This window comes from Rhizobium sp. TH2 (genome assembly GCF_024707525.1).
Lineage (GTDB): Bacteria > Pseudomonadota > Alphaproteobacteria > Rhizobiales > Rhizobiaceae > Rhizobium_E.
The window spans coordinates 879,489-897,850 of record NZ_CP062231.1 but is presented as its reverse complement, the minus strand read 5'-3'; the positions used below and the strand labels follow the sequence as shown (position 1 = coordinate 897,850).

At 63.0% G+C, this 18,362-nt stretch carries 17 protein-coding genes; 4 read left to right on the top strand and 13 right to left on the bottom strand.

Annotated features, from left to right (window positions below; translation table 11 throughout):
- From ehuC to IHQ71_RS04545, 4 genes are all read right to left on the bottom strand, one after another.
- Positions 1-660: an ectoine/hydroxyectoine ABC transporter permease subunit EhuC gene (gene ehuC, locus IHQ71_RS04560; RefSeq protein WP_258160777.1), complete on the bottom strand. Its 660-nt coding sequence runs from the start codon at positions 658-660 to the stop codon at positions 1-3.
- Between the two features lie 156 nt (positions 661-816).
- Positions 817-1,668, bottom strand: a complete 852-nt coding sequence (gene ehuB / locus IHQ71_RS04555) for an ectoine/hydroxyectoine ABC transporter substrate-binding protein EhuB (protein WP_258160776.1) — start codon at positions 1,666-1,668, stop codon at positions 817-819.
- A gap of 58 nt (positions 1,669-1,726) precedes the next feature.
- A complete protein-coding gene (ehuA, locus tag IHQ71_RS04550; RefSeq protein WP_258160775.1) occupies positions 1,727-2,512 on the bottom strand; it encodes an ectoine/hydroxyectoine ABC transporter ATP-binding protein EhuA in 786 nt (261 codons plus the stop codon).
- Between the two features lie 123 nt (positions 2,513-2,635).
- Complete coding sequence (locus IHQ71_RS04545; protein WP_258160774.1) at positions 2,636-4,021, bottom strand: PLP-dependent aminotransferase family protein; 1,386 nt, start codon at positions 4,019-4,021, stop codon at positions 2,636-2,638.
- A 97-nt stretch (positions 4,022-4,118) separates the two neighbouring features.
- Between IHQ71_RS04545 and IHQ71_RS04540 the strand changes: the two genes are divergently transcribed.
- The 4 genes from IHQ71_RS04540 (at position 4,119) to IHQ71_RS04525 (ending at position 8,713) form a co-directional block, all read left to right on the top strand.
- Positions 4,119-4,601, top strand: coding sequence for an Lrp/AsnC family transcriptional regulator (locus IHQ71_RS04540; protein ID WP_258160773.1), 483 nt, complete (start codon positions 4,119-4,121; stop codon positions 4,599-4,601).
- Positions 4,602-4,725: 124 nt separating this feature from the next.
- Complete coding sequence (locus tag IHQ71_RS04535) at positions 4,726-6,222, top strand: NAD-dependent succinate-semialdehyde dehydrogenase (protein WP_258160772.1); 1,497 nt, start codon at positions 4,726-4,728, stop codon at positions 6,220-6,222.
- Between the two features lie 31 nt (positions 6,223-6,253).
- Positions 6,254-7,633 carry an aspartate aminotransferase family protein gene (locus tag IHQ71_RS04530; RefSeq protein ID WP_258160771.1) on the top strand — a complete coding sequence of 460 codons (1,380 nt, stop codon included), beginning with the start codon at positions 6,254-6,256 and terminating at the stop codon, positions 7,631-7,633.
- Between the two features lie 9 nt (positions 7,634-7,642).
- Positions 7,643-8,713 (top strand): alcohol dehydrogenase family protein, encoded by a 1,071-nt coding sequence (locus IHQ71_RS04525; RefSeq protein ID WP_258160770.1) that lies wholly within the window; start codon positions 7,643-7,645, stop codon positions 8,711-8,713.
- Between the two features lie 24 nt (positions 8,714-8,737).
- Here IHQ71_RS04525 and IHQ71_RS04520 read toward each other — a convergent pair whose 3' ends face one another.
- From IHQ71_RS04520 to IHQ71_RS04480, 9 genes are all read right to left on the bottom strand, one after another.
- The gene (locus IHQ71_RS04520; protein ID WP_258160769.1) at positions 8,738-10,276 is read right to left on the bottom strand and encodes an amidohydrolase; all 1,539 of its coding nucleotides are present in this window, start codon (positions 10,274-10,276) and stop codon (positions 8,738-8,740) included.
- Positions 10,273-11,214: a nucleoside hydrolase gene (locus IHQ71_RS04515; protein ID WP_258160768.1), complete on the bottom strand. Its 942-nt coding sequence runs from the start codon at positions 11,212-11,214 to the stop codon at positions 10,273-10,275. The genes IHQ71_RS04520 and IHQ71_RS04515 overlap by 4 nt, the downstream gene beginning before the upstream one ends.
- The gene (locus IHQ71_RS04510) at positions 11,211-11,645 is read right to left on the bottom strand and encodes a VOC family protein (protein WP_258160767.1); all 435 of its coding nucleotides are present in this window, start codon (positions 11,643-11,645) and stop codon (positions 11,211-11,213) included. The genes IHQ71_RS04515 and IHQ71_RS04510 overlap by 4 nt, the downstream gene beginning before the upstream one ends.
- An 11-nt stretch (positions 11,646-11,656) precedes the next feature.
- Positions 11,657-12,550: an ABC transporter permease gene (locus IHQ71_RS04505; RefSeq protein WP_258160766.1), complete on the bottom strand. Its 894-nt coding sequence runs from the start codon at positions 12,548-12,550 to the stop codon at positions 11,657-11,659.
- Complete coding sequence (locus IHQ71_RS04500) at positions 12,547-13,584, bottom strand: ABC transporter permease (protein WP_258160765.1); 1,038 nt, start codon at positions 13,582-13,584, stop codon at positions 12,547-12,549. Before IHQ71_RS04500 ends, IHQ71_RS04505 begins: the two co-directional genes overlap by 4 nt.
- On the bottom strand, positions 13,581-15,146 hold the full coding sequence (locus IHQ71_RS04495; RefSeq protein ID WP_258160764.1) for an ABC transporter ATP-binding protein: 1,566 nt from the start codon (positions 15,144-15,146) through the stop codon (positions 13,581-13,583). Before IHQ71_RS04495 ends, IHQ71_RS04500 begins: the two co-directional genes overlap by 4 nt.
- A gap of 122 nt (positions 15,147-15,268) precedes the next feature.
- Entirely contained in the window at positions 15,269-16,318 is a 1,050-nt protein-coding gene (locus IHQ71_RS04490; RefSeq protein ID WP_258160763.1) for a BMP family ABC transporter substrate-binding protein, read from the bottom strand.
- 93 nt (positions 16,319-16,411) lie between these two features.
- Complete coding sequence (locus tag IHQ71_RS04485; protein ID WP_258160762.1) at positions 16,412-16,732, bottom strand: NIPSNAP family protein; 321 nt, start codon at positions 16,730-16,732, stop codon at positions 16,412-16,414.
- A 10-nt stretch (positions 16,733-16,742) separates the two neighbouring features.
- The gene (locus tag IHQ71_RS04480) at positions 16,743-18,362 is read right to left on the bottom strand and encodes a GMC family oxidoreductase (RefSeq protein WP_258160761.1); all 1,620 of its coding nucleotides are present in this window, start codon (positions 18,360-18,362) and stop codon (positions 16,743-16,745) included.

The following is an 18,362-nucleotide window of genomic DNA, read 5'->3' as shown; positions in this document are numbered from 1 at the left end:
TTAAGCCCTCACGCCATCGAGGTTTCGGGTCACACGGCGCTCCAGCCGGCGCATGAAGAAGGAGATGGTCCAGGACATCGCGAAATAGAGGATCAGGATCGTGCCGAACGGGATCAGCGTGCTGCCGGTCTGGGCGCGCACGACCTGAGCCTGGAAGGTCATGTCGGTGAGCGAGATCAGCGACACGACCGCAGTGCCCTTCAGAAGCTCGATCGCGTTGTTGCAGAAGGTCGGCAGCATCAGCGGCAGCGCCTGCGGCAGGATGATATAGCGCATGCGCTGGAAGCGTGAGAGGTTGACGGCGATACAGGCCTCGAACTGTTCACGCGGCACGGATTTGATGGCGCCGCGCACAACTTCAGCACCATAAGCCCCGACATTGAGGCCAAGGGCGAGGACGCCGGCCTGCATCGGCGTCAGCGTCACGCCGGCAAAGGGCAGCACGAAATAGACCCAGAAGAGCTGGACGAAAATCGAGGTGCCGCGGAAGAACTCGATATAGGTGGTGGCAAGCGCCCGGATGGCGAAGAAACGGGACAATCGGCCGAGCCCGGCAATGAACGCCATGACCAGCGCCAGGGCGGAACCCATGACGGTCAGCTCGAGCGTCACCAGAGCGCCCTGCAGAATGAGGCCTATATAGCCGGACCAGTCGATCATGCGCTCGTTCCGTTTTGAAGATTGCCCCTCACCCTAGCCCTCTCCCCGTAAGAACGGGGCGAGGGGACGCTAGAGGCGTTGCCGGTGCCGCAAGTCCCTTCTCCCCGCGTGCGGGGAGAAGATGCTGGCAGGCAGATGAGGGGCATCCCAACCACACTACTTCGCAGCACACAGCTTGTCGCGCGAGGTCGACATGGCAGCAGCCGCCGAGAAACCGTAGGGCTCGATGATCTTGGCGAATTCGCCGGATTCCTTGAGCTTCTTCAGTTCGACATCGAAGGCGTCGCGTAGCGCCACGTCATCCTTGTGGAAGGCCGCGCCATCGCAATAGACCGGCGCGCCAACGACAGGAGCGATGACTTCGAGGTTCGGATCGTTGGCCTTCTTCACGAGGTCGTTGATCGACAGCACCGGCAGCGAATAGGCGTCGATACGGCCATCCTGCAGCATCTTCAGGCCGCTCTGGCCATCCGGCACGACGATGACGCGATCGCGCGGCACGCCGGCGTCGAGCGCCAGCTTCTCTTCGGTGCCGCCGCCCGGCGCGCCGATTTTCGCATCGGGGTTCTTGGCGATGTCAGCGTAGCTCTTGAAGCCGAGCGGATTGCCCTTCTTGACCAGCAGTGCTTCGGCATCGCAGAGGATCGGCTCGGAATAGGCGACGGCCGCGCAACGCTCCGGCTTCATGAACAGGCCGGCGGTGATGACATCGTGACGATGGGCCTGAAGGCCGGGGATCATCGCGCCATATTCGGAGATCGATGCGACGATCTCGTTGATACCGAGGCGCTTGAACACTTCGCGTGCGACATCCGGAGCGGCGCCCGAAACCTTGCCATCCGCCGCGACTGCGGTGAACGGCGGCTCGTTGGCGATGGCGACGCGTGCGAAGCCCTGGTCCTTGAGTTCCTGAAGCTTGTTCTCGTCGGCCGACACCGGCGCCGCCGCGAGCATGACAGCAAGCGTGGAGGCGCCTGCCACTGATTTGATGATGCTGGATAATTTCATAGTTCGTCTCCTCTGAGGATTTAACCTGTTGTTGTTGGAGCATGCCCTCGCGTAACGCTCAGACGCGGTGCCCTGCCGCTATGATCTTGCGCAGGAAGGTTTGCGTCCGTTCCTGTTTGGGATTGCTGAAAATCTCGTCCGGCTTGCCTTCCTCGACGATTTTGCCGCGATCGAAGAACAGTATCCGGTCGGCAAAATCGCGGGCAAAGCCCATTTCGTGGGTGACAAGAAGCATGGTCATGTCGGTCTCGGCGGCCAGCTTCTTCATGACGTTGAGCACTTCCTCGACGAGTTCCGGATCGAGCGCCGAGGTCACCTCGTCGAACAGCATGATGCGGGGCGAGAGCGCCAAGGCGCGGGCGATCGCCGCGCGCTGCTTTTGCCCGCCCGAGAGCTGCGCCGGCACATGCTTGGCCTTGTCGGCCATGCCGACCATGTCGAGCAGCTCCATCGCCCGCTTTTCGGCTGCCGGCCGCGCGATGCCTTTGGTCAGGATCGGGGCGAGCGTGACATTGTCGAGCACGGTCTTGTGCGGAAAGAGATTGAAATGCTGGAAGACCATGCCGATCTTGGACCGCATTTTCTGCAGGTGCCTTTCGTCGGCGGGCACCAGCTGACCGCCCTTGGGCATGTGATAAAGCTGTTCTCCCTCGACCTCGATATGGCCGCCGGAAATGCTCTCGAGCGTCATGAGGATGCGCAGGATCGTCGTCTTGCCGGAACCGGACGGACCGATCAGCGCCAGCTTCTCGCCGGGCATCACGTCGATCGACAAGCCATCGAGCACGGTCAGCGGACCGTAGCGTTTGACGATATTGTCGATGCGGATGATGGGCTCTGGCATTCATGTCTCTCCCTGTTGAGACAAGCGATGCCCTAACGATTATCCTGATCCGAAATCATGTCAATTAACAAAATAATATCATGACAATTTTTCTGAACCTGCCCAGAACGGGGACATATCGCCTTAAATAGCGAGCAGCAGGGCTTCAGGATCGGCAACGCTCAACGAAGCTACAATCCCCAATCCAGTCTTCAGTTCCACCTCGGTCGTTGAGCCGAGAGAGATGCGTACGGCGGGATGCCAGGTCTCGCCGCTGGTGCGGAAGGAACTGCCCGGCGCGATCGCCACGCCCCGGAGCCGCGCCTGGGACACGAAGCCTTCTTCGGTATGCGCGCCGGTCAGCGGCAGCCAGACATGCAGGCTCTGCGGATGATCGCGGTAATCGAGCCCGGCGAGTGTTTCCGCCGCGATGGCATGCCGGACCGCGAGCGCACGGCGTTGCCAGCCAACCAGCTCCATCGCCGTGCCATCACCAACCCACTTGGTGGCAATCTCGGCAATCGAGGGTGTCGCCATCCAGTTGGAGACCAAGTGCCGGTTGGCGACGGCTGCTACATAGCGGTCGGGCGCAGCGAGGTAGCCGATGCGCAGGCCAGGCACGGTGATCTTGGTGAAGCTGGTGATGTAGAGCGTCCGCTCGGGCGCAATGGCGGCCATCGGCGGCGGACGATTCTCAACCAAAGGGCCGAGAATGTCGTTCTCGATGATCGCGAGGTCGTGCCGGCGGGCGACCTCGGCCAGCGCCTCGCGACGCTCCGCGCCCATCATCGCTGCCATCGGATTGATCACGGTCGGCTGCAGGAAGACGGCGCGGACATTGCCCTTGCGGCAGGCGGCTTCGAGCGCTTCCGGCAGCATGCCCTGTTCGTCGATGGACACACCTTCGAGATGGAGGCCGAGATAGGTCGAAAGCGGCACCAGGGTGTGATGGCTGATCGCCTCGACCACGACTGTAGAGCCCGGTGGAGCCACGCTCATCAGAGCCGTGGTCATGCCCGAGGTCGCGCCGTTGGTGACGCTGATATTGAGCGGGGACACGTCGAGCCCGCAGCGCGCGAGCCATTCGGCGGCCGCAACGCGGTGCCGGGGGAAGACGACATTCGGGCGGAAAGACAGGGCCGAACTCGCGGGCAGGTTCTCCGCCAGCCAGCCGAATGCTTCCCGCATCTTCTCGAGATGATACTGGTCGCAGGCGGGCTTCAGGATCGAGAGGTCGATGAGTTCGCCCAGCCTTTCCGGCAGATAGGGCGGCTCTGGTTCCTTCCTGAGCGTCTGAACGAAGGTGCCGCGACCGATCTCGCCCGATATCAGCCCACGGCGGATCAGGTCGTCATAAGCGCGGCTCACCGTCTGAACCGAGAGTTTCAGGCTATCGGCCATCATCCGGTGTGGAGGAAGGCGGGCTCCACTCGGCAGGATGCCATCCTGAATGGCGCGGGCGATCTGCTCGGCGAGCGAGAGATAGGCCGGGCGGCGAAGGAGGGTCGGATCGGGTTGCCAATTTGTCATGATTATACAGCTACCAAAACCAGTACAATTGACAACCGAAATTTACTCTTCCAATGTCCGCGCACACAATTTGTCATGAATCCGGACTGGTGAAACCATGAAACTCGATGCCGTCGACCTCAGGATCCTGGACGCCATCCAGCGCGACGGCCGGATCACCAAGCTCGCGCTTGCGGAGAAGGTGGGCCTGTCACCGACCCCCTGCTGGATGCGGTTGCAGAAGCTGGAGAAGGCGGGCATCGTCAGTGGTTACCACGCGCATCTCAACCTCCGGAAGATCGCGCCTGTTGCCACCGTGCTGATGGAAGTGACGCTCGCCAACCACCGCCAGGCGGATTTCGATCGTTTCGAGCGAGTGATTTCAGCGCTCGACGAGGTCGTCGCCTGCTGGTCGGTCGGCGGCGGCGTCGATTATGTGCTGAAGGTCATGACGCCGGATATCGACACCTACCAGCGCTTCGTCGATGGGCTGCTCGACCGCGAGATCGGCATCGAGCGCTACTTCACCTATATCGTCACCAAGACTATCAAGGAGGAAGTGGCACAGCCGCTGGCCGGGCTGCTGCCGGATCAGGCGTGAACGGAGAAAGTCTCTGCGGCCTGGCTCGGATATAGAGAGAGTCTCTACAGCAGCGCGCCAGAACAGACAATTTCTCCGGCTACAATGGCTAGACTTGGGTTCAGACCAGACCGAGGAGACCGGAATGACCGCCATTTTCGCGCGCGCCGATTTTCATGACGCCCTGGCGGGCCTCAAGGACCGCCACCTGCTGCGCAACCTCGCCTACGCCGATGGTCGCTGGCTGGCCGGCAATGAAGGCAAGGGTTTCGAGGTTACCGATCCCTCCAACGGCAAGGTGCTGGCCTGGGTCGCGGCTGTAGATGCCGATCAGGTAACAACGACGATCGATGCCGCGAGCCGCGCCTTTCCGAAATGGCAGGGCCTGCTACCGCAGGAGCGGGCGAAAATCCTGCGCAAATGGTACGAACTGATGCTTGCCCATCGTGAAGACCTGGCGCTGATCATGACGCTTGAACAGGGCAAGCCGCTCGATGAATCGCGCGGCGAGATCGATTACGCCGCTTCCTTCGTCGAATGGTATGCCGAGGAAGGCAAGCGCTTGAATGCCGAGAGCGTCACCAGCCACCTGCCCGGCGCCGAAATGATGGTGCGCAGGCAGGCCATCGGCGTCGCAGGCCTCGTCACGCCATGGAATTTTCCCTCCGCCATGCTGACGCGCAAGGCGGCGGCGGCACTCGCCGCCGGCTGCACCGTGGTTGCCCATCCCTCCTCCGAGACGCCGCTATCGGCGCTGGCACTGGCGGAACTCGCCGAACGCGCGGGCATGCCCGCGGGCGTTTTCAACGTGCTGACCGGTGACGCCGCAACCATCGTCGGGCAAATGTGCCGCGACAGCCGCGTCCGGGCGATGAGCTTCACCGGTTCGACCCAGATCGGCAAGCTGATCGCCGAACAGAGTGCGGCAACGATGAAGCGGCTGGTCATGGAACTCGGCGGACACGCGCCACTGATCGTGTTCGACGATGCCGATATCGACCGCGCCGTGCAGATCACGATCGATGCGAAGTTCGCGACGTCGGGGCAGGATTGCCTCGCCGCCAACCGCATCTATGTCCAGCGCGGCATCATCGAGGCGTTTACCGCACGGTTGGCCAAGCGCGTTGCGGCGCTGAAGGTCGGCCCCGGCCTCGAACCCGGTGTCGACATCGGGCCGCTGATGCACGAGCGTGGGATCGCCAAGGTCGAGGAACAGGTCACCGATGCCATCGCCCATGGCGCACGGCTGGTGACCGGCGGCAAGCGGCATGCAGCCGGTCCGCTCTTCTATGAGCCGACGCTGCTGACCGATGTGCCCGACAGTGCATTGATCATGCGCGAGGAGACGTTTGGGCCGGTCGCGGCAATCACCGCATTCGACAGCGAGGACGAAGTCGTCGCTCGCGCCAACGACACCGAATACGGCCTCGTCGCGTATGTCGTGACCGAGAATGGCGCTCGTCAGATGCGGCTCGGGCGCGCGCTCGACTATGGTATGGTCGCCGTCAACCGGGTGAAGATCACCGGCGGGCCGATCCCCTTCGGCGGCTGGAAGCAATCCGGCCTTGGCCGCGAAGGCTCGCGCCACGGCATGGAGGCCTTCACCGAACTCAAATATATCTGCATCGACACTGCCGCCTGAACATCAGACGCCATTGAAAAGGAATTTTCCCATGCTCGACCGCAACAACGAACTCAACGCCTGGGACCGGGACCACTTCTTCCATCCCTCGACGCATATGGGCATGCATGCGCGGGGCGAGACCCCAACCCGGGTGATGGCGGGTGGTGAGGGCGTTTACATCACCGACGTCAATGGCAAGCAGAGCCTGGATGCCTTTGCCGGCCTCTATTGCGTCAATGTCGGCTATGGAAGGCAGAAGATCGCCGATGCGATTGCCGAGCAGGCGAAGAACCTCGCCTATTATCATGCCTATGTCGGGCACGGCACGGAAGTCTCGATCACGCTCTCCAAGATGATCATCGATCGTGCGCCGCAGGGCATGAGCCGCGTCTATTTCGGTCTCTCCGGTTCGGACGCCAACGAGACCAACATCAAGCTGATCTGGTACTACAACAACGTGCTCGGCCGGCCTGAGAAGAAGAAGATCATCTCGCGCTGGCGCGGCTATCACGGCTCGGGCGTGATGACCGGCTCGCTGACCGGCCTGCACCTGTTCCACAATGCCTTCGACCTGCCGCGTGCGCCGATCCTGCATACCGAAGCGCCTTACTATTTCCGCCGTCCGGACCTTTCGATGAGCGAGGAGCAGTTCGCCGATTATTGCGCCCAGAAGCTCGAAGAGATGATTCTCGAAGAGGGTCCGGATACGGTCGCGGCCTTCATCGGCGAGCCGATCCTCGGCACCGGCGGCATCGTGCCGCCGCCGAAGACTTATTGGCAGAAGATCGGCGCGGTGCTTGAGAAGTACGATATCCTGCTCGTCGCCGACGAGGTCGTCACCGGTTTCGGCCGTCTCGGCACGATGTTCGGCTCGGATCATTACGGCATGAAGCCCGACCTGATCACAATCGCCAAGGGCCTGACCTCGGCCTATGCGCCGCTTTCGGGCACGATCGTATCCGACAAGATGTGGCAGGTTCTGGTGCAGGGTTCCGATGAACTCGGCGCGATCGGCCACGGCTGGACCTATTCCTCGCATCCGATCTGCGCGGCCGCCGGCGTTGCCAATCTCGAACTGATCGATGAATTGGGCCTGGTGGAGAATGCCGGCTCGACCGGCGCCTATTTCCGCCAGCAGCTGACCGATGCGCTTGGCGGCCACAGCCATGTTGGCGAAGTGCGCGGCGATGGCCTGATGGCCGCAGTCGAATTCGTCGAGGACAAGACCGACCGGAAATTCTTCGATGCGTCGAGGAAGATCGGCCCGCAGGTGTCGGCAGCGCTGCTCGAACGCGGCGTGATCGGTCGCGCCATGCCGCAGGGCGATATCCTCGGCTTCGCACCGCCGCTCTGCCTCACACGTGACGAGGCCGATATCGTGGTTAAGGCCGCGACCGAGGCTGTCGAAAGCGTACTCGGTTCGCGCTGAGGTATGACGATGCATTCTGTTCCGAAGACCATGGCCGCCGTGCAACTCGTTGGCCATGGCGGCCTCGACAAGCTGGTCTACAGCCGCGCGGTGCCCGTACCCCAACCGGCCGCCGGCGAGGTTCTGATCAAGGTTACGGCCTGCGGCATGAACAATACCGATGTCTGGGTGCGCCAGGGCGCTTATGGCACGGAGGATGATCCCGCTGCCGTATCGACTTGGCGGCGGCAGGGCAATACGCTGGCCTTCCCGCGCATCCAGGGCACCGATACGGTCGGCCATGTAGTCGCCGTTGGCGAAGGCGTGGATGCAAGCCGGATCGGCGAACGCGTGATGGTGGATTTCTCCATCTACAATCGCGACGACGATAGCCTTGCCGACATCGATTACATGGGCCATGGCCGCGACGGTGGATATGCCGAATACATGGTCCTGCCCGCCGAGAACGCTCATGTCGTGAATACCGATCTCAGCGATATCGAACTCGCCACCTTCTGCTGCGCCTACCTGACCGGCGAGCAAATGCTCGAACGCGCCCGGCTCGCGGCTGGCGAACGCGTGCTGGTGACAGGCGCATCCGGCGGCGTCGGCTCGGCGATCATACAGCTTGCCCGCGCACGCGGCGCCATCCCCTTTGCCATATCAGGCAAGGGCAAGGAACAGGCGGTTCTGGACATCGGCGCCGAGGCTGTGATCACCCGCGGCGAAGGCGATCTGGTCGAGGCCGTCCGGCGGGTGACTGACGGTGCCGAGATCGATGTCGTGGCCGATCTTGTCGCTGGATCGATGTTCAACGATCTCCTGAAGATCCTGCGGCCCGAGGGGCGCTATACGACCGCCGGTGCGATCGGCGGGCCCGTCGTGCAGCTCGATCTCCGCACCATGTATCTCAAGCAGTTGGAACTTCACGGCTCCAGCCAGGGGACGCGCGGCGATTTCCGCCGGCTGGTGCGCTATATCGAGGAAAAGAAGATCCGTCCGCTCGTCGGCGGGGTTTATCCCCTGTCGGATTTCCACCGCGCCCAGACGGATTTCATGGCCAAGAATTTCATTGGCAAGCTGGTGGTCGTTCCGGATTGACGGAAACCAGGCGCCGGGCAAGCGTCAGGGCCAGTGGCGGTTCGTGCCTGAGCCGGCAATCATGTCGCCCTGATAGCGATTGAGGCCGATATCCTGGAGCGAGGCGCGGCGGTGGATTTCCGCCATGACGGGCTCGAATATCGCGTTGCGCTTTTCGAGTTCGGCGTGCTCAACGAGATGGGCCGGCACCAGTTCACGGATTTCGGCAAAGATCGCCACCTCATCGACTGTCGTCAACCGGCCGTCCTTCATCACGATCCGGCCATCGACCATCACCAGTTCGATCGAGGAACCGTTCTCCGAAAAGACCAGATGTTTGTCGATGTCGTTGCAAGGCATGAAACTGTAGCTGTCGAGATCGAGGATCAGGAGATCGGCCGCCTTGCCCACCTCCAGCGAGCCGGTCACGTTTTCCAGCATCGCCGTGCGCGCGCCACCCATCGTCGCCATCCGCAGGATTTCATCGGCGCGAACCCATTGGCCATAGTCCGGGCCGGAGACGCTGTGGATCAGGCCCGCGACCCGCATGACATCAAAAATACGCGACGTGTCGTTGGAGCAGACGCCATCGGTGCCAAGCCCGACGGTTACACCGGCATCGAGCAGCCGGCGGATCGGTGCAATGCCGGCGCCGAGCTTCTGGTTGGAGACGGCGTTATGCGCGATCGAGACGCCCGCCTCGCCCATCTTCGCCATGTCGTCATCACTGACCCATACGGAATGCGCAATGGTGGTGTTACGGCTGAGAACGCCGATCTCGTGCATATAGGCGATCAGGCTCTTGCCGTAGAGTTCGTGGCCGGTGACAGCCTGCACCTTGGTTTCCAGCACATGGGTGTGGAACGGCACCCGCCGGTCGCGCGCCAGATCGTGGCAGGCGAGCAGCAGGTCGCGCGTGCAACGCTGCGGCGCCGAAGGCGCGATCATGAAATTGAGCCGCCCGGCCCGTCCGTGTAGCGAATCGAAGACGGACTTGCAGTAATTGATATAGGCGTCGGCCGTCATCGGCGGGCCGAAATCGAGCTTGTCCTGCAGCTCTTGGGGCATGACCTCGCGGGCATAGGGCAGTGCATCGAGCGTGTGGATGTTCATCACCGCGCTCGATATGTTGGCGCGGATGCCGGCATCCTCATAGGCCTGGAAGACCAGCCCGAGCCGATCGAGATCATGCGCCGGCGGATCGAAGAAATCGTCGCAGAATGTGGTGACGCCGTTGCGCAGCGATTCCATCGCCAGCAGCAGGCTGCGGAGATAGAGCAGCCGCTTGCCGATCGCGCCGTTCATCAGCAGCGGATAGGCATAGAGCAGCCAGATTTCCAGCGGCATGCCCTGGTAGCGGCCGCGAAAGAAGGTCTCGCTCGAATGGGTGTGGGAGTTGACCAGCCCCGGCATCACCAGCTTGCCCCGCGCGTCGATGATTTCGGCGGCGGGATCGGCGGACAGGCCGATGCCGATGGCCTTGATCGTCCGGCCTTCGATCAGGATGTCGCCCTGGAAGGTCGCGGTGCCGTGTTCGGCGCCCATCGCCAGGATCGTGGCGCCTTTGATCAATATCTGGCTCATGGCAATGCCTTCAAGGAGTTCGCCAGCAGGTCGTAATAGGCGACCGGGTCGCCGTCGCGCACGTAAAAGACATTGCGCGGCCGGTCGGTGATCTGCCACCAGTCAGCCACGGTCATGCCGGTTGTCAGCGTGCCGTTGAGTTCGACGGAGACGTTGATCTGCCGGCCCGAGAAGATTTCGGGCGCCAGCATGAAAGCGGGCACGCAGGGTCCATGCAGCGGCGCGCCGTCCCAACCGTATTTCCTGAGGTCGAAGGCTTCCGAGAATTCAAGCATCTCCGCCGTGGCGATACCGCAGCGATTGCCGAGCGCCCGCATCGCCTGAAGCCGTTCCGGCGTCGAGCGCATCTGGTGGGTGACATCGAGCGGCAGCAGCGTTGTCTTGATGCCTGCCTTGAGCACGATGTCGGCGGCTTCGGGATCGACATAGCAGTTGAATTCGGCTGATGGCGTGATGTTGCCGACCTCGAAATAGGCGCCCAGCATGGCGACGATCTCGACGATCTTGTCAGTTATATCGGGTGCTTTGCGCAGAGCGACGGCGAGGTTGGTCAATGGCGATAGCGCGCAGATCGTGACCTCGCCGGGATGGGCGCGGACCGTGTCGATAATGAAATCCACGCCGTGCCTGTCCTGCGCTTTGATCTCAGGCACCGGCAGGTCTGGACCGTCAAGGCCGGTCGGGCCGTGCACATGCTCGGCCATCACGAGCGGCCGGATAATCGGCTGCGGGCATCCCGCGAAGACGGGAATATCCGGCCGGCCGGCCAGTTCCATCAGCTTCAGGCAATTGGTGATCGTATGGTCGAGATTGATGTTGCCTGCCGTGGCGACAAGGCCGAGCACATCGAAGGCCTGGCGCTGGCCGAGGATCATCAGGATCGCCGCCGCCTGATCCTGACCAGGGTCAGTCAGTATGATCAGCTTGCGCGTCGTCATGCCGCCGCCTCGGCGAGCTTGCCGGGCGCACCGCCTTCGAGCCAGGCATAGAGTTCCCAGGTTTCACCATCCGGGCCGTGGAAATAGAGGCAGCGGGCGTTCCAGGGGTAGTTGTCCGGCGGCCTGACGAATGTGACGCCATCGCCCGAGAGTTCTTCATAGATGGAATCCAGCGTGGCGGGACTGTCGATCAGGATCGCGATCAGCACGGCCGAGGCCGAGCCGGGTGTCACCCGGACGTCTGCATGCATCGCGATATGGTCGCGCTCCCAGAGCGCCAGCGTGATGCCGGCGCCGGTGAAATCGGCAAAGCCCGGCGCGCGATGCTTGAGCATGAAACCGAGCTTTTCGGTGTAGAACCGGATCGAGGCTTCGATATCGGTCACCAGGATGCAGACGTCGCGGATCGGGTGTTTCTGGGCAAATTTCATGGGTCTATCCGTCATTGATCGCGCAGTTCGGCAAAGCCCGCCGCAGCCTTGGCGCCGCCGCGCAGCTTGCCGCTCAGCCAGACGCCGAAGATCGTCGCGAGGTAGGGAAGAGATTGCAGGAGATCGTGCGGCACCTTGCCGCCGAAAGTGAGCTGGGCGCGGATACCGAGCGCGCCGACCACCGCGAAGAAGAGTGCGGCAAGCGTAGCGCCAATGGGATGGGCTGCACCGAAGATCACGGCGGCGAAGGCCATGAAGCCGCGGCCGGAGGTCATACCCTGGGCGAAGAATTGCAGGCTGCCGCCGGCAAGCTCGGCCCCGCCGATCGCGCAGAGCACACCGCCGAGGGCAAGCGCCACCAACCGCATGCGTGACGGATTGGCGCCGATGCTGCGGGCCGCGAAGGGGTGCTCGCCGCAGGCCGCGAGCTGGAGGCCGAACCGGGTGCGGCGCAGAAGCACCCACATGCCGAAGACGACGAAGGGCATCAGCAGCACGAAGATCGACAGTACGCCATAGGCGCCGAACATCGGCCCCAGCTTCGGCACGCCGAAAGGCGCATTGACAGAGGCCTGGCTGCCATAGATCGACTGGACGGCAAGTGCCGTGCCGCCGATGCCGAGCCCGGTCAATCCGAGCCCGGCAATGATCGGATTGGCCTTGAGCTTCTCGATCACGAACCACAGCAGCACCGAGGCGAGCACGCAGAACAAGATAGCGATCAGGATTGCGACCGCGAATGAACCCGTGAGCATGATGCCGAGGATCGTCGCGCAGGCGCCGATGATCATGATCCCTTCGAGGCCGAGGTTCCAGACGCCGGCCCGCTGCGCGATCACGCCCGCGAGCGTGACATAGATGAGCGGCGTGCCGGAGCGCAGGATGGCGATGATGATATCGTTCATGGCGAACGCCCTCCGATGCCGAGTATCCGGTCGACGAATTTCGAACGCGCGGTGATGAAGAGCGCAATCGCGGCGTTGATGATATCGATTGCCGCCGCCGGCAGGCCGGCCATGATCGGCAGGTAGAGGGCGGCTGAAGCAAGCCCGCCGAAGAAGATCGCCACGACGGCGGTGCCGACCACGGAGAGGTTGGCCACCAGCGCGATCAGAATCGCTGTGAAGCCATGGGTTGGCAGAAAGCCGCTGGCGATGCGGCCATTGGGACCCATCAGTTCGATCGTTCCGGCCAGACCCGCCAGCGCGCCTGAGATGATGAAGCTCGAAAGCCCGAGTTGCCAGAGCTTGGCGCCCTGCCATTGCACCATGGTGCCGTTGCGTCCGGCGAGGCTCGCAAGGACGCCGAAGGCAGTGCGGTTGACGAGCAGCCACATGACGACGCCGACCACTATGGCGATGCCGATGATCGTGGGCGACAGGCCGAGCGAATTCGAAATGCGGTATGCAGCGTCGAGCGGTCGGCTGGAGGCCTGCTGCCCCGAGCCCGACGGGTCCTTGAGCGGGCCCGATGTGACATAGATCAGCAGCAGCGAGGCGAGGAAATTGCCCATCAGCGTAGTGATCACCTCATCGGTGCCGGAACGCAACTTGAGCAGGCCGGGCCATAGCGCCCAAAGTGCGCCGCCGGTCATGCCCGCGATGAAGCAGACCGGGATGACGATGGCTGCAGGCGCGCCCTTCAGCCATTCCGCGGCGAAGGCGGCGAAGATCGCTCCGACATAGAACTGGCCCTGGGCGCCGATGTTGAAGAAGCCGGCGCGGAAGGAAATGCCGACGCCGACGGCGGTGATGAAGAGCGGCAGCGCCCAGCGCAGACTTTGCGACCAGGCACCCGGTCGCAGGAAGGCACCGTCGGCGACCGAGGTCAGCATCAGGTAGGAATCGTAGCCCGCGATCTGGAACACCACGGCGCAGAGGGCGAGCGCCAGAGCGACAAATACCAGGCTTCGGACGATGGATAGCAGCCGCGCGGTCATTGGCGGACCCCCGTCATGGCGGCGCCCACCGACTGGATGTCATAGGGTGCGGCGAATTCTCCGGCGATCCGGCCAGACAGCATGACGACGACGCGATCGCTGATATCGAAAAGCTCGTCGAGATCGGAGGATATCAGCAGGATTGCGCAGCCGCGATCACGGGCGGCGCGCAGCGATTGCCAGACGAAGGCGGTGGCGCCGATATCGAGACCGCGGGTCGGCTGGGCGGCGATGATCACCTTGGCGTCGGAATCGACCTCGCGTGCGAGGATGACCTTCTGCGCATTGCCGCCGGAGAGCGAGCCAGCCTTCTGGTCGGAGGAATGGTAATGCACGCTCCAGGATTTGAGCGCCCCGTCACAGAGCGCCCGAATGGCGCCGGGACGGATGAGCTTCAGGAGTGGCCCTTGGAGGAGCGTGCGGGCGCTCCAGTTTTCCCAGAGCGAGCTTGTCAGGCTCAGGCCCTCGGTGTTGCGCTCGAAGGGGATGATCCGAAGACCCAGCCCGCGCCGGGCCGACAGAGATGCGCCGCCGACATCATGTCCCGCTAGGCTGATGCGGCCGGCGCCAAGATCGGCGAGACTGGCGATGGCGCGGACGAGGGTCTTCTGGCCGTTGCCTTCGACGCCGGCGATGCCGAGAATTTCGCCGGGCCGGATGATGAGATCTATATCGTCGAGAGCCGCGCCTTCGCTGTCCGGCCGAGTCGATACGCCGGCGAGTTCGAGGACGGGGTTGCCCTTTGGTGTGGCGGGATCATGGCCGAGCGCGCCAGCGTCGGATCGCGCGCCGACCAGCGCCAGCCTGTCATCGGCATCGAGGTTTCGTGCCGCCTCACCGACGATCAATGCCGCGAGCCGCTCGGCATCGATTGTCGCGCAGGCCACCGGCCCGTCGATGAGTTTGCCGCCACGGAGCACCGTCACGGTATCGGCGATTGCCAGCACTTCGCGGATCTTGTGGAGAATGAGGATGACCGTGACGCCGCGCTCCTTGAGCTTGCGGACACGGGCGAACAGCATCTCGATGCCGGCAGGCGAGAGCACCGCAGTCGGCTCGTCGAGGATCAGCACTTTTGCATCGGTGACCAGCGCCCGGGCGATCTCGATACCCTGCTGGGTTTCGACGGGCAAGTCGCGGATACGGCGCGAGAGATCAACCTGGACGTCCAGGCTCTTGAGATGCGGTGCCCAGCGCTTGAGCAGCGAGCGGCGGGAATAAAGTGCGCCGGGACCATTCGACCCGAACTCCATCGCCTCGGCGACAGTGAAGGATGGCGGCAGCGCGAAACTCTGGTGGACGAGCTCGACGCCCGCCGCGCGGCTGTCGTTGACATGGCCCGTACGGATCTCGCGGCCGTTGATATCGACCGCGCCTTGCGCCGGGCGAACGAGGCCGGAGGCGACCCGTGCAAACGTGGTCTTGCCCGCGCCATTCTGGCCGACCACGGCGTGGATCAGCCCCGGCGCGAAAGACACGGAGACATCGGACAGCGCCACGACGCTGCCATAGGTCACCGTCACGTCGCGGCAGGTCAATGCGGATGGGCTGGTTTCCGGCATGCGCTGGGAATCCCATGAAAGAAGGTGATGGAGCGGTTCGCGGCCGCAGACAGGGCTAATTGCCGCGCCCGCGAACCTGCCCGTGATCCCCTCCCTGAACAGAAGGAGGGGAGCGGTTCGAATTACAGCGCGGTATTGAAGGGAACCTTGATCGAACCGTCAAGGATGCCCTTCTTCGCCGTTTCGATATCGGCCCACACGTCCTTGGTCTTGCCGGTCAGGTCGGCCGGACCCTGTTCGGCGAAGACTGGCGACGCCACGAAATCGATGACGCCAGTGCCAAGTCCGGTCGGCTCATGCGTGCCGCCCTTCCACTCTGATCCGAGCGCCTTGGAGACTTCGTTATAGAGCGACTGGCCGAAGTCCAGCGCCACCAGCGCGATGACGGATTTCGGGCCGAGCGCATATTGCGCCGGCGAGATGCCGCTGACCATCCGGCCTTCCTTCTCGTTGGCGGCGGCAATGATGCCACCATCGGTCGCGGCCGAGTCGGTCTGGATGTAGTCGATGCCATCATTGTACATCTGGGTGGCGATTTCCTGGCCCTTGGCCGGGTCCTGGAAGGAGCCCGCGAAGGCGGCCGTCACGGTGGCGTTCGGGTTGACCGACAGCGCGCCGGCCTTCAGCGCGTTGAAATCCGCATTGAGCGGCGGGATGGAGATGCCGCCGATATAGCCGATCTTGCCGGATTTCGAGACCTTGGCCGCGAACATGCCGGAGAGGTAGCAGCCGAGATAATAGTCATAGGAAACCGTAACCACATTCGGGATGGCCGGCTCGAAGGGGTCTCCGAAGAGCTGGATCCACTTGGTATCGGGATAGGAGGATGCGAGTGCCTTGAACGGCTCGGCGACCTCGTTGAAGGTCGAGACGATGACTGCCGCACCGGCATCGCCGAGAGTACGGAACACGGTCTCGTAGGTGGCCGGATCCTGCGCGTAGACGGCGCGGTATTCGAAGCCCTTTTCCTCCGAAAGCTGCTTGAGCTTGGCGATCATGGAATCGACCGGGCCATTGTCGCCGGCGGCCTGGGTGTGGACGAGTGCCACGAGCCCGCCCGCGGCACGCGCAATGGCGGGCATCAAGCTGGCGGTGAGGCCGAGTGCTGCGGCGCCGGCGCTGATCTGCAGGAAGTCGCGGCGATTGAATGATGCTGTCTTGTCTTGTGTCATTGTCTGTTCCCTTTTTCTTTGGTTTTGGCTTTATGCTGGTCGGCATCCCCAGGGCTGCCGCATGCGTAGTTTCCTAGATTCCGCAGGCCTTCTTCAGACGCCGGGCGAGCACGGCGCCGGATTCATGATCATCACATCCTGTTTCTCGATGGCGTTGAGCGCCCAGACCTCCGAGATGAACTTCTTCCAGTCCGGATCGGCATACATGGCGGCCCGCCGCTGCTCGCGATCGGCCAGGCTGTCATAGGCCCACATCAGGACGGTGGTATGCAGGTGGCCGAGTTCGGAGACATAGAGGCCAACGAACTTGTTCAGGTGCTTCTTCTGTACGGGCAGGCCCTCGGCCTCGTATTTCCGCATCCAGAGGTCCACCGTGCCGGGCTTGAACGTGTAGGTCCTGTGTTCGAGTATCATCGGCGTTTCCTCAGGAATTCAGGATGAAATCGGCGCATTTCTCGCCGATCATGATGGAGGGGGCATTGGTATTGCCGCTGGAGATGATCGGCATGATGGAGGCATCCGCAACACGCAGTCCATCGATGCCGTGCACCTTGAGCCGTGCATCGACCACCGCTTGGGGGTCGTTACCCATCTTGCAGGTGCCGACAGGATGGAAGGTCGTCATGGCGGTGGCGCGCAGCCAGGCGGTCAGGTCATCGTCATTGAGCATGGCTGGCCCCGGCGCCAGTTCCTTGCCGCGATATTTGTCGAACGCCTTCTGAGCGATGATCTCGCGGGTCAGACGGATGCCCGAGATCATCGTCCTGATATCGAAATCCGTCTTGAGGTAATTGGCCTGGATTTTCGGCGCGGTTGCGGGGTCGGCGGATCGCAGCGTGATCTCGCCACGGCTCTCTGGATTGACTGGGCCGACGCGCAGCGTGAAGCCGTGATTGGCCTCGACCGTGCTCTTCTTGAACGGATTGGGGAAATGCAGGTTGGCGGTCTTCTCGAGCGCCGGCATGAAATGGAGCTGGATATCGGGCGCCACAAGCTCGTCGTTCGAACGGATGAAGGCGCCGGCTTCATAGGGAAATGTCGTGGTGATGCCCTTGCCGAAGAGCAGGCCCTGGATCATCGAGACCGTCAGCTTGTCGGCGCGGAGATCGGAGTAAAGCGTGACCGGTTCGCGGCATTCCCATGACATGACGCAATCGACATGGTCCTGCAGGTTCTTGCCGACGCCCGGCAGTTCGTGGATCGGCTTGACGCCGGCGGACGCGATCTCCGCGCCGGGCCCGATGCCGGAGAGCAGCAGCGCCTTCGGCGAATTGATCGTGCCGGCGGAGAGCACGATGTCGCGGTCGGCATAAGCCTTCTCGACCGTGCTTTCCCTGACATACTCGACGCCGACGGCCCTGCCGCCCTCGATGATGATGCGGCTGGTTTCCGCACCGGTCAGCACGGTGAGGTTGGGACGAGCGAGCACCGGCCTGAGGAACGCGAAGGAGGTCGACCAGCGCTTGCCGTTCTTGATGGTGAAATCGAAACGGCCGAAGCCTTCCTGGTCGGCGCCGTTGAAATCGTCGTTCAGGGGGTACCCGGCTTCTGCACCTGCCTGGGCGAAGACATCCATCAACGGATTCCAGCCCCGCGCCCGGCAGACCGTCAGCTCGCCATCGCGATTATGAAAGGCGCTGTTGCGTTCGATATGGCCCTCGGAGCGGCGGAAGGCAGGCAGCACCTCGTCATAGGACCAGCCCGGCAGGCCGAACTGCGCCCAGCGATCGTAGTCATGCCGGTTGCCGCGCACATAGATCATGCCGTTGATCGTGGAGGTTCCGCCCAGCACCTTGCCACGCGGCCAGTAGAGCTTGCGGCCGTTGAGATAGGGCTCCGGCTCGGTATGGTAATGCCAGTTGTAGAGCCCGGAATGAAAGAGCTTGCCCATCAGCATCGGCAGCCGGAAGAGCGGATTGCGATCGCGTCCGCCGGCCTCCAGCAGCAGGACCTTGTGGGATGGGTCCGCGGACAGTCGATTGGCAAGCACGCAGCCCGCCGAGCCCGCGCCGATGATGATGAAATCGTAGCTCTTGCGCGCCAT

Bases quoted from the DNA above. Each gene is read 5' to 3' on its own strand.
- IHQ71_RS04480 (WP_258160761.1), bottom strand. From the start codon at position 18,362: ATGGCGCGCAAGAGCTACGATTTCATCATCATCGGCGCGGGCTCGGCG.
- IHQ71_RS04510 (WP_258160767.1), bottom strand. From the start codon at position 11,645: ATGAAATTTGCCCAGAAACACCCGATCCGCGACGTCTGCATCCTGGTG.
- ehuC (WP_258160777.1), bottom strand. From the start codon at position 660: ATGATCGACTGGTCCGGCTATATAGGCCTCATTCTGCAGGGCGCTCTG.
- IHQ71_RS04545 (WP_258160774.1), bottom strand. From the start codon at position 4,021: ATGACAAATTGGCAACCCGATCCGACCCTCCTTCGCCGCCCGGCCTAT.
- IHQ71_RS04530 (WP_258160771.1), top strand. From the start codon at position 6,254: ATGCTCGACCGCAACAACGAACTCAACGCCTGGGACCGGGACCACTTC.
- IHQ71_RS04490 (WP_258160763.1), bottom strand. From the start codon at position 16,318: ATGACACAAGACAAGACAGCATCATTCAATCGCCGCGACTTCCTGCAG.
- IHQ71_RS04535 (WP_258160772.1), top strand. From the start codon at position 4,726: ATGACCGCCATTTTCGCGCGCGCCGATTTTCATGACGCCCTGGCGGGC.
- IHQ71_RS04485 (WP_258160762.1), bottom strand. From the start codon at position 16,732: ATGATACTCGAACACAGGACCTACACGTTCAAGCCCGGCACGGTGGAC.
- ehuB (WP_258160776.1), bottom strand. From the start codon at position 1,668: ATGAAATTATCCAGCATCATCAAATCAGTGGCAGGCGCCTCCACGCTT.
- IHQ71_RS04525 (WP_258160770.1), top strand. From the start codon at position 7,643: ATGCATTCTGTTCCGAAGACCATGGCCGCCGTGCAACTCGTTGGCCAT.
- IHQ71_RS04505 (WP_258160766.1), bottom strand. From the start codon at position 12,550: ATGAACGATATCATCATCGCCATCCTGCGCTCCGGCACGCCGCTCATC.
- IHQ71_RS04500 (WP_258160765.1), bottom strand. From the start codon at position 13,584: ATGACCGCGCGGCTGCTATCCATCGTCCGAAGCCTGGTATTTGTCGCT.
- IHQ71_RS04495 (WP_258160764.1), bottom strand. From the start codon at position 15,146: ATGCCGGAAACCAGCCCATCCGCATTGACCTGCCGCGACGTGACGGTG.
- IHQ71_RS04540 (WP_258160773.1), top strand. From the start codon at position 4,119: ATGAAACTCGATGCCGTCGACCTCAGGATCCTGGACGCCATCCAGCGC.
- ehuA (WP_258160775.1), bottom strand. From the start codon at position 2,512: ATGCCAGAGCCCATCATCCGCATCGACAATATCGTCAAACGCTACGGT.
- IHQ71_RS04520 (WP_258160769.1), bottom strand. From the start codon at position 10,276: ATGAGCCAGATATTGATCAAAGGCGCCACGATCCTGGCGATGGGCGCC.
- IHQ71_RS04515 (WP_258160768.1), bottom strand. From the start codon at position 11,214: ATGACGACGCGCAAGCTGATCATACTGACTGACCCTGGTCAGGATCAG.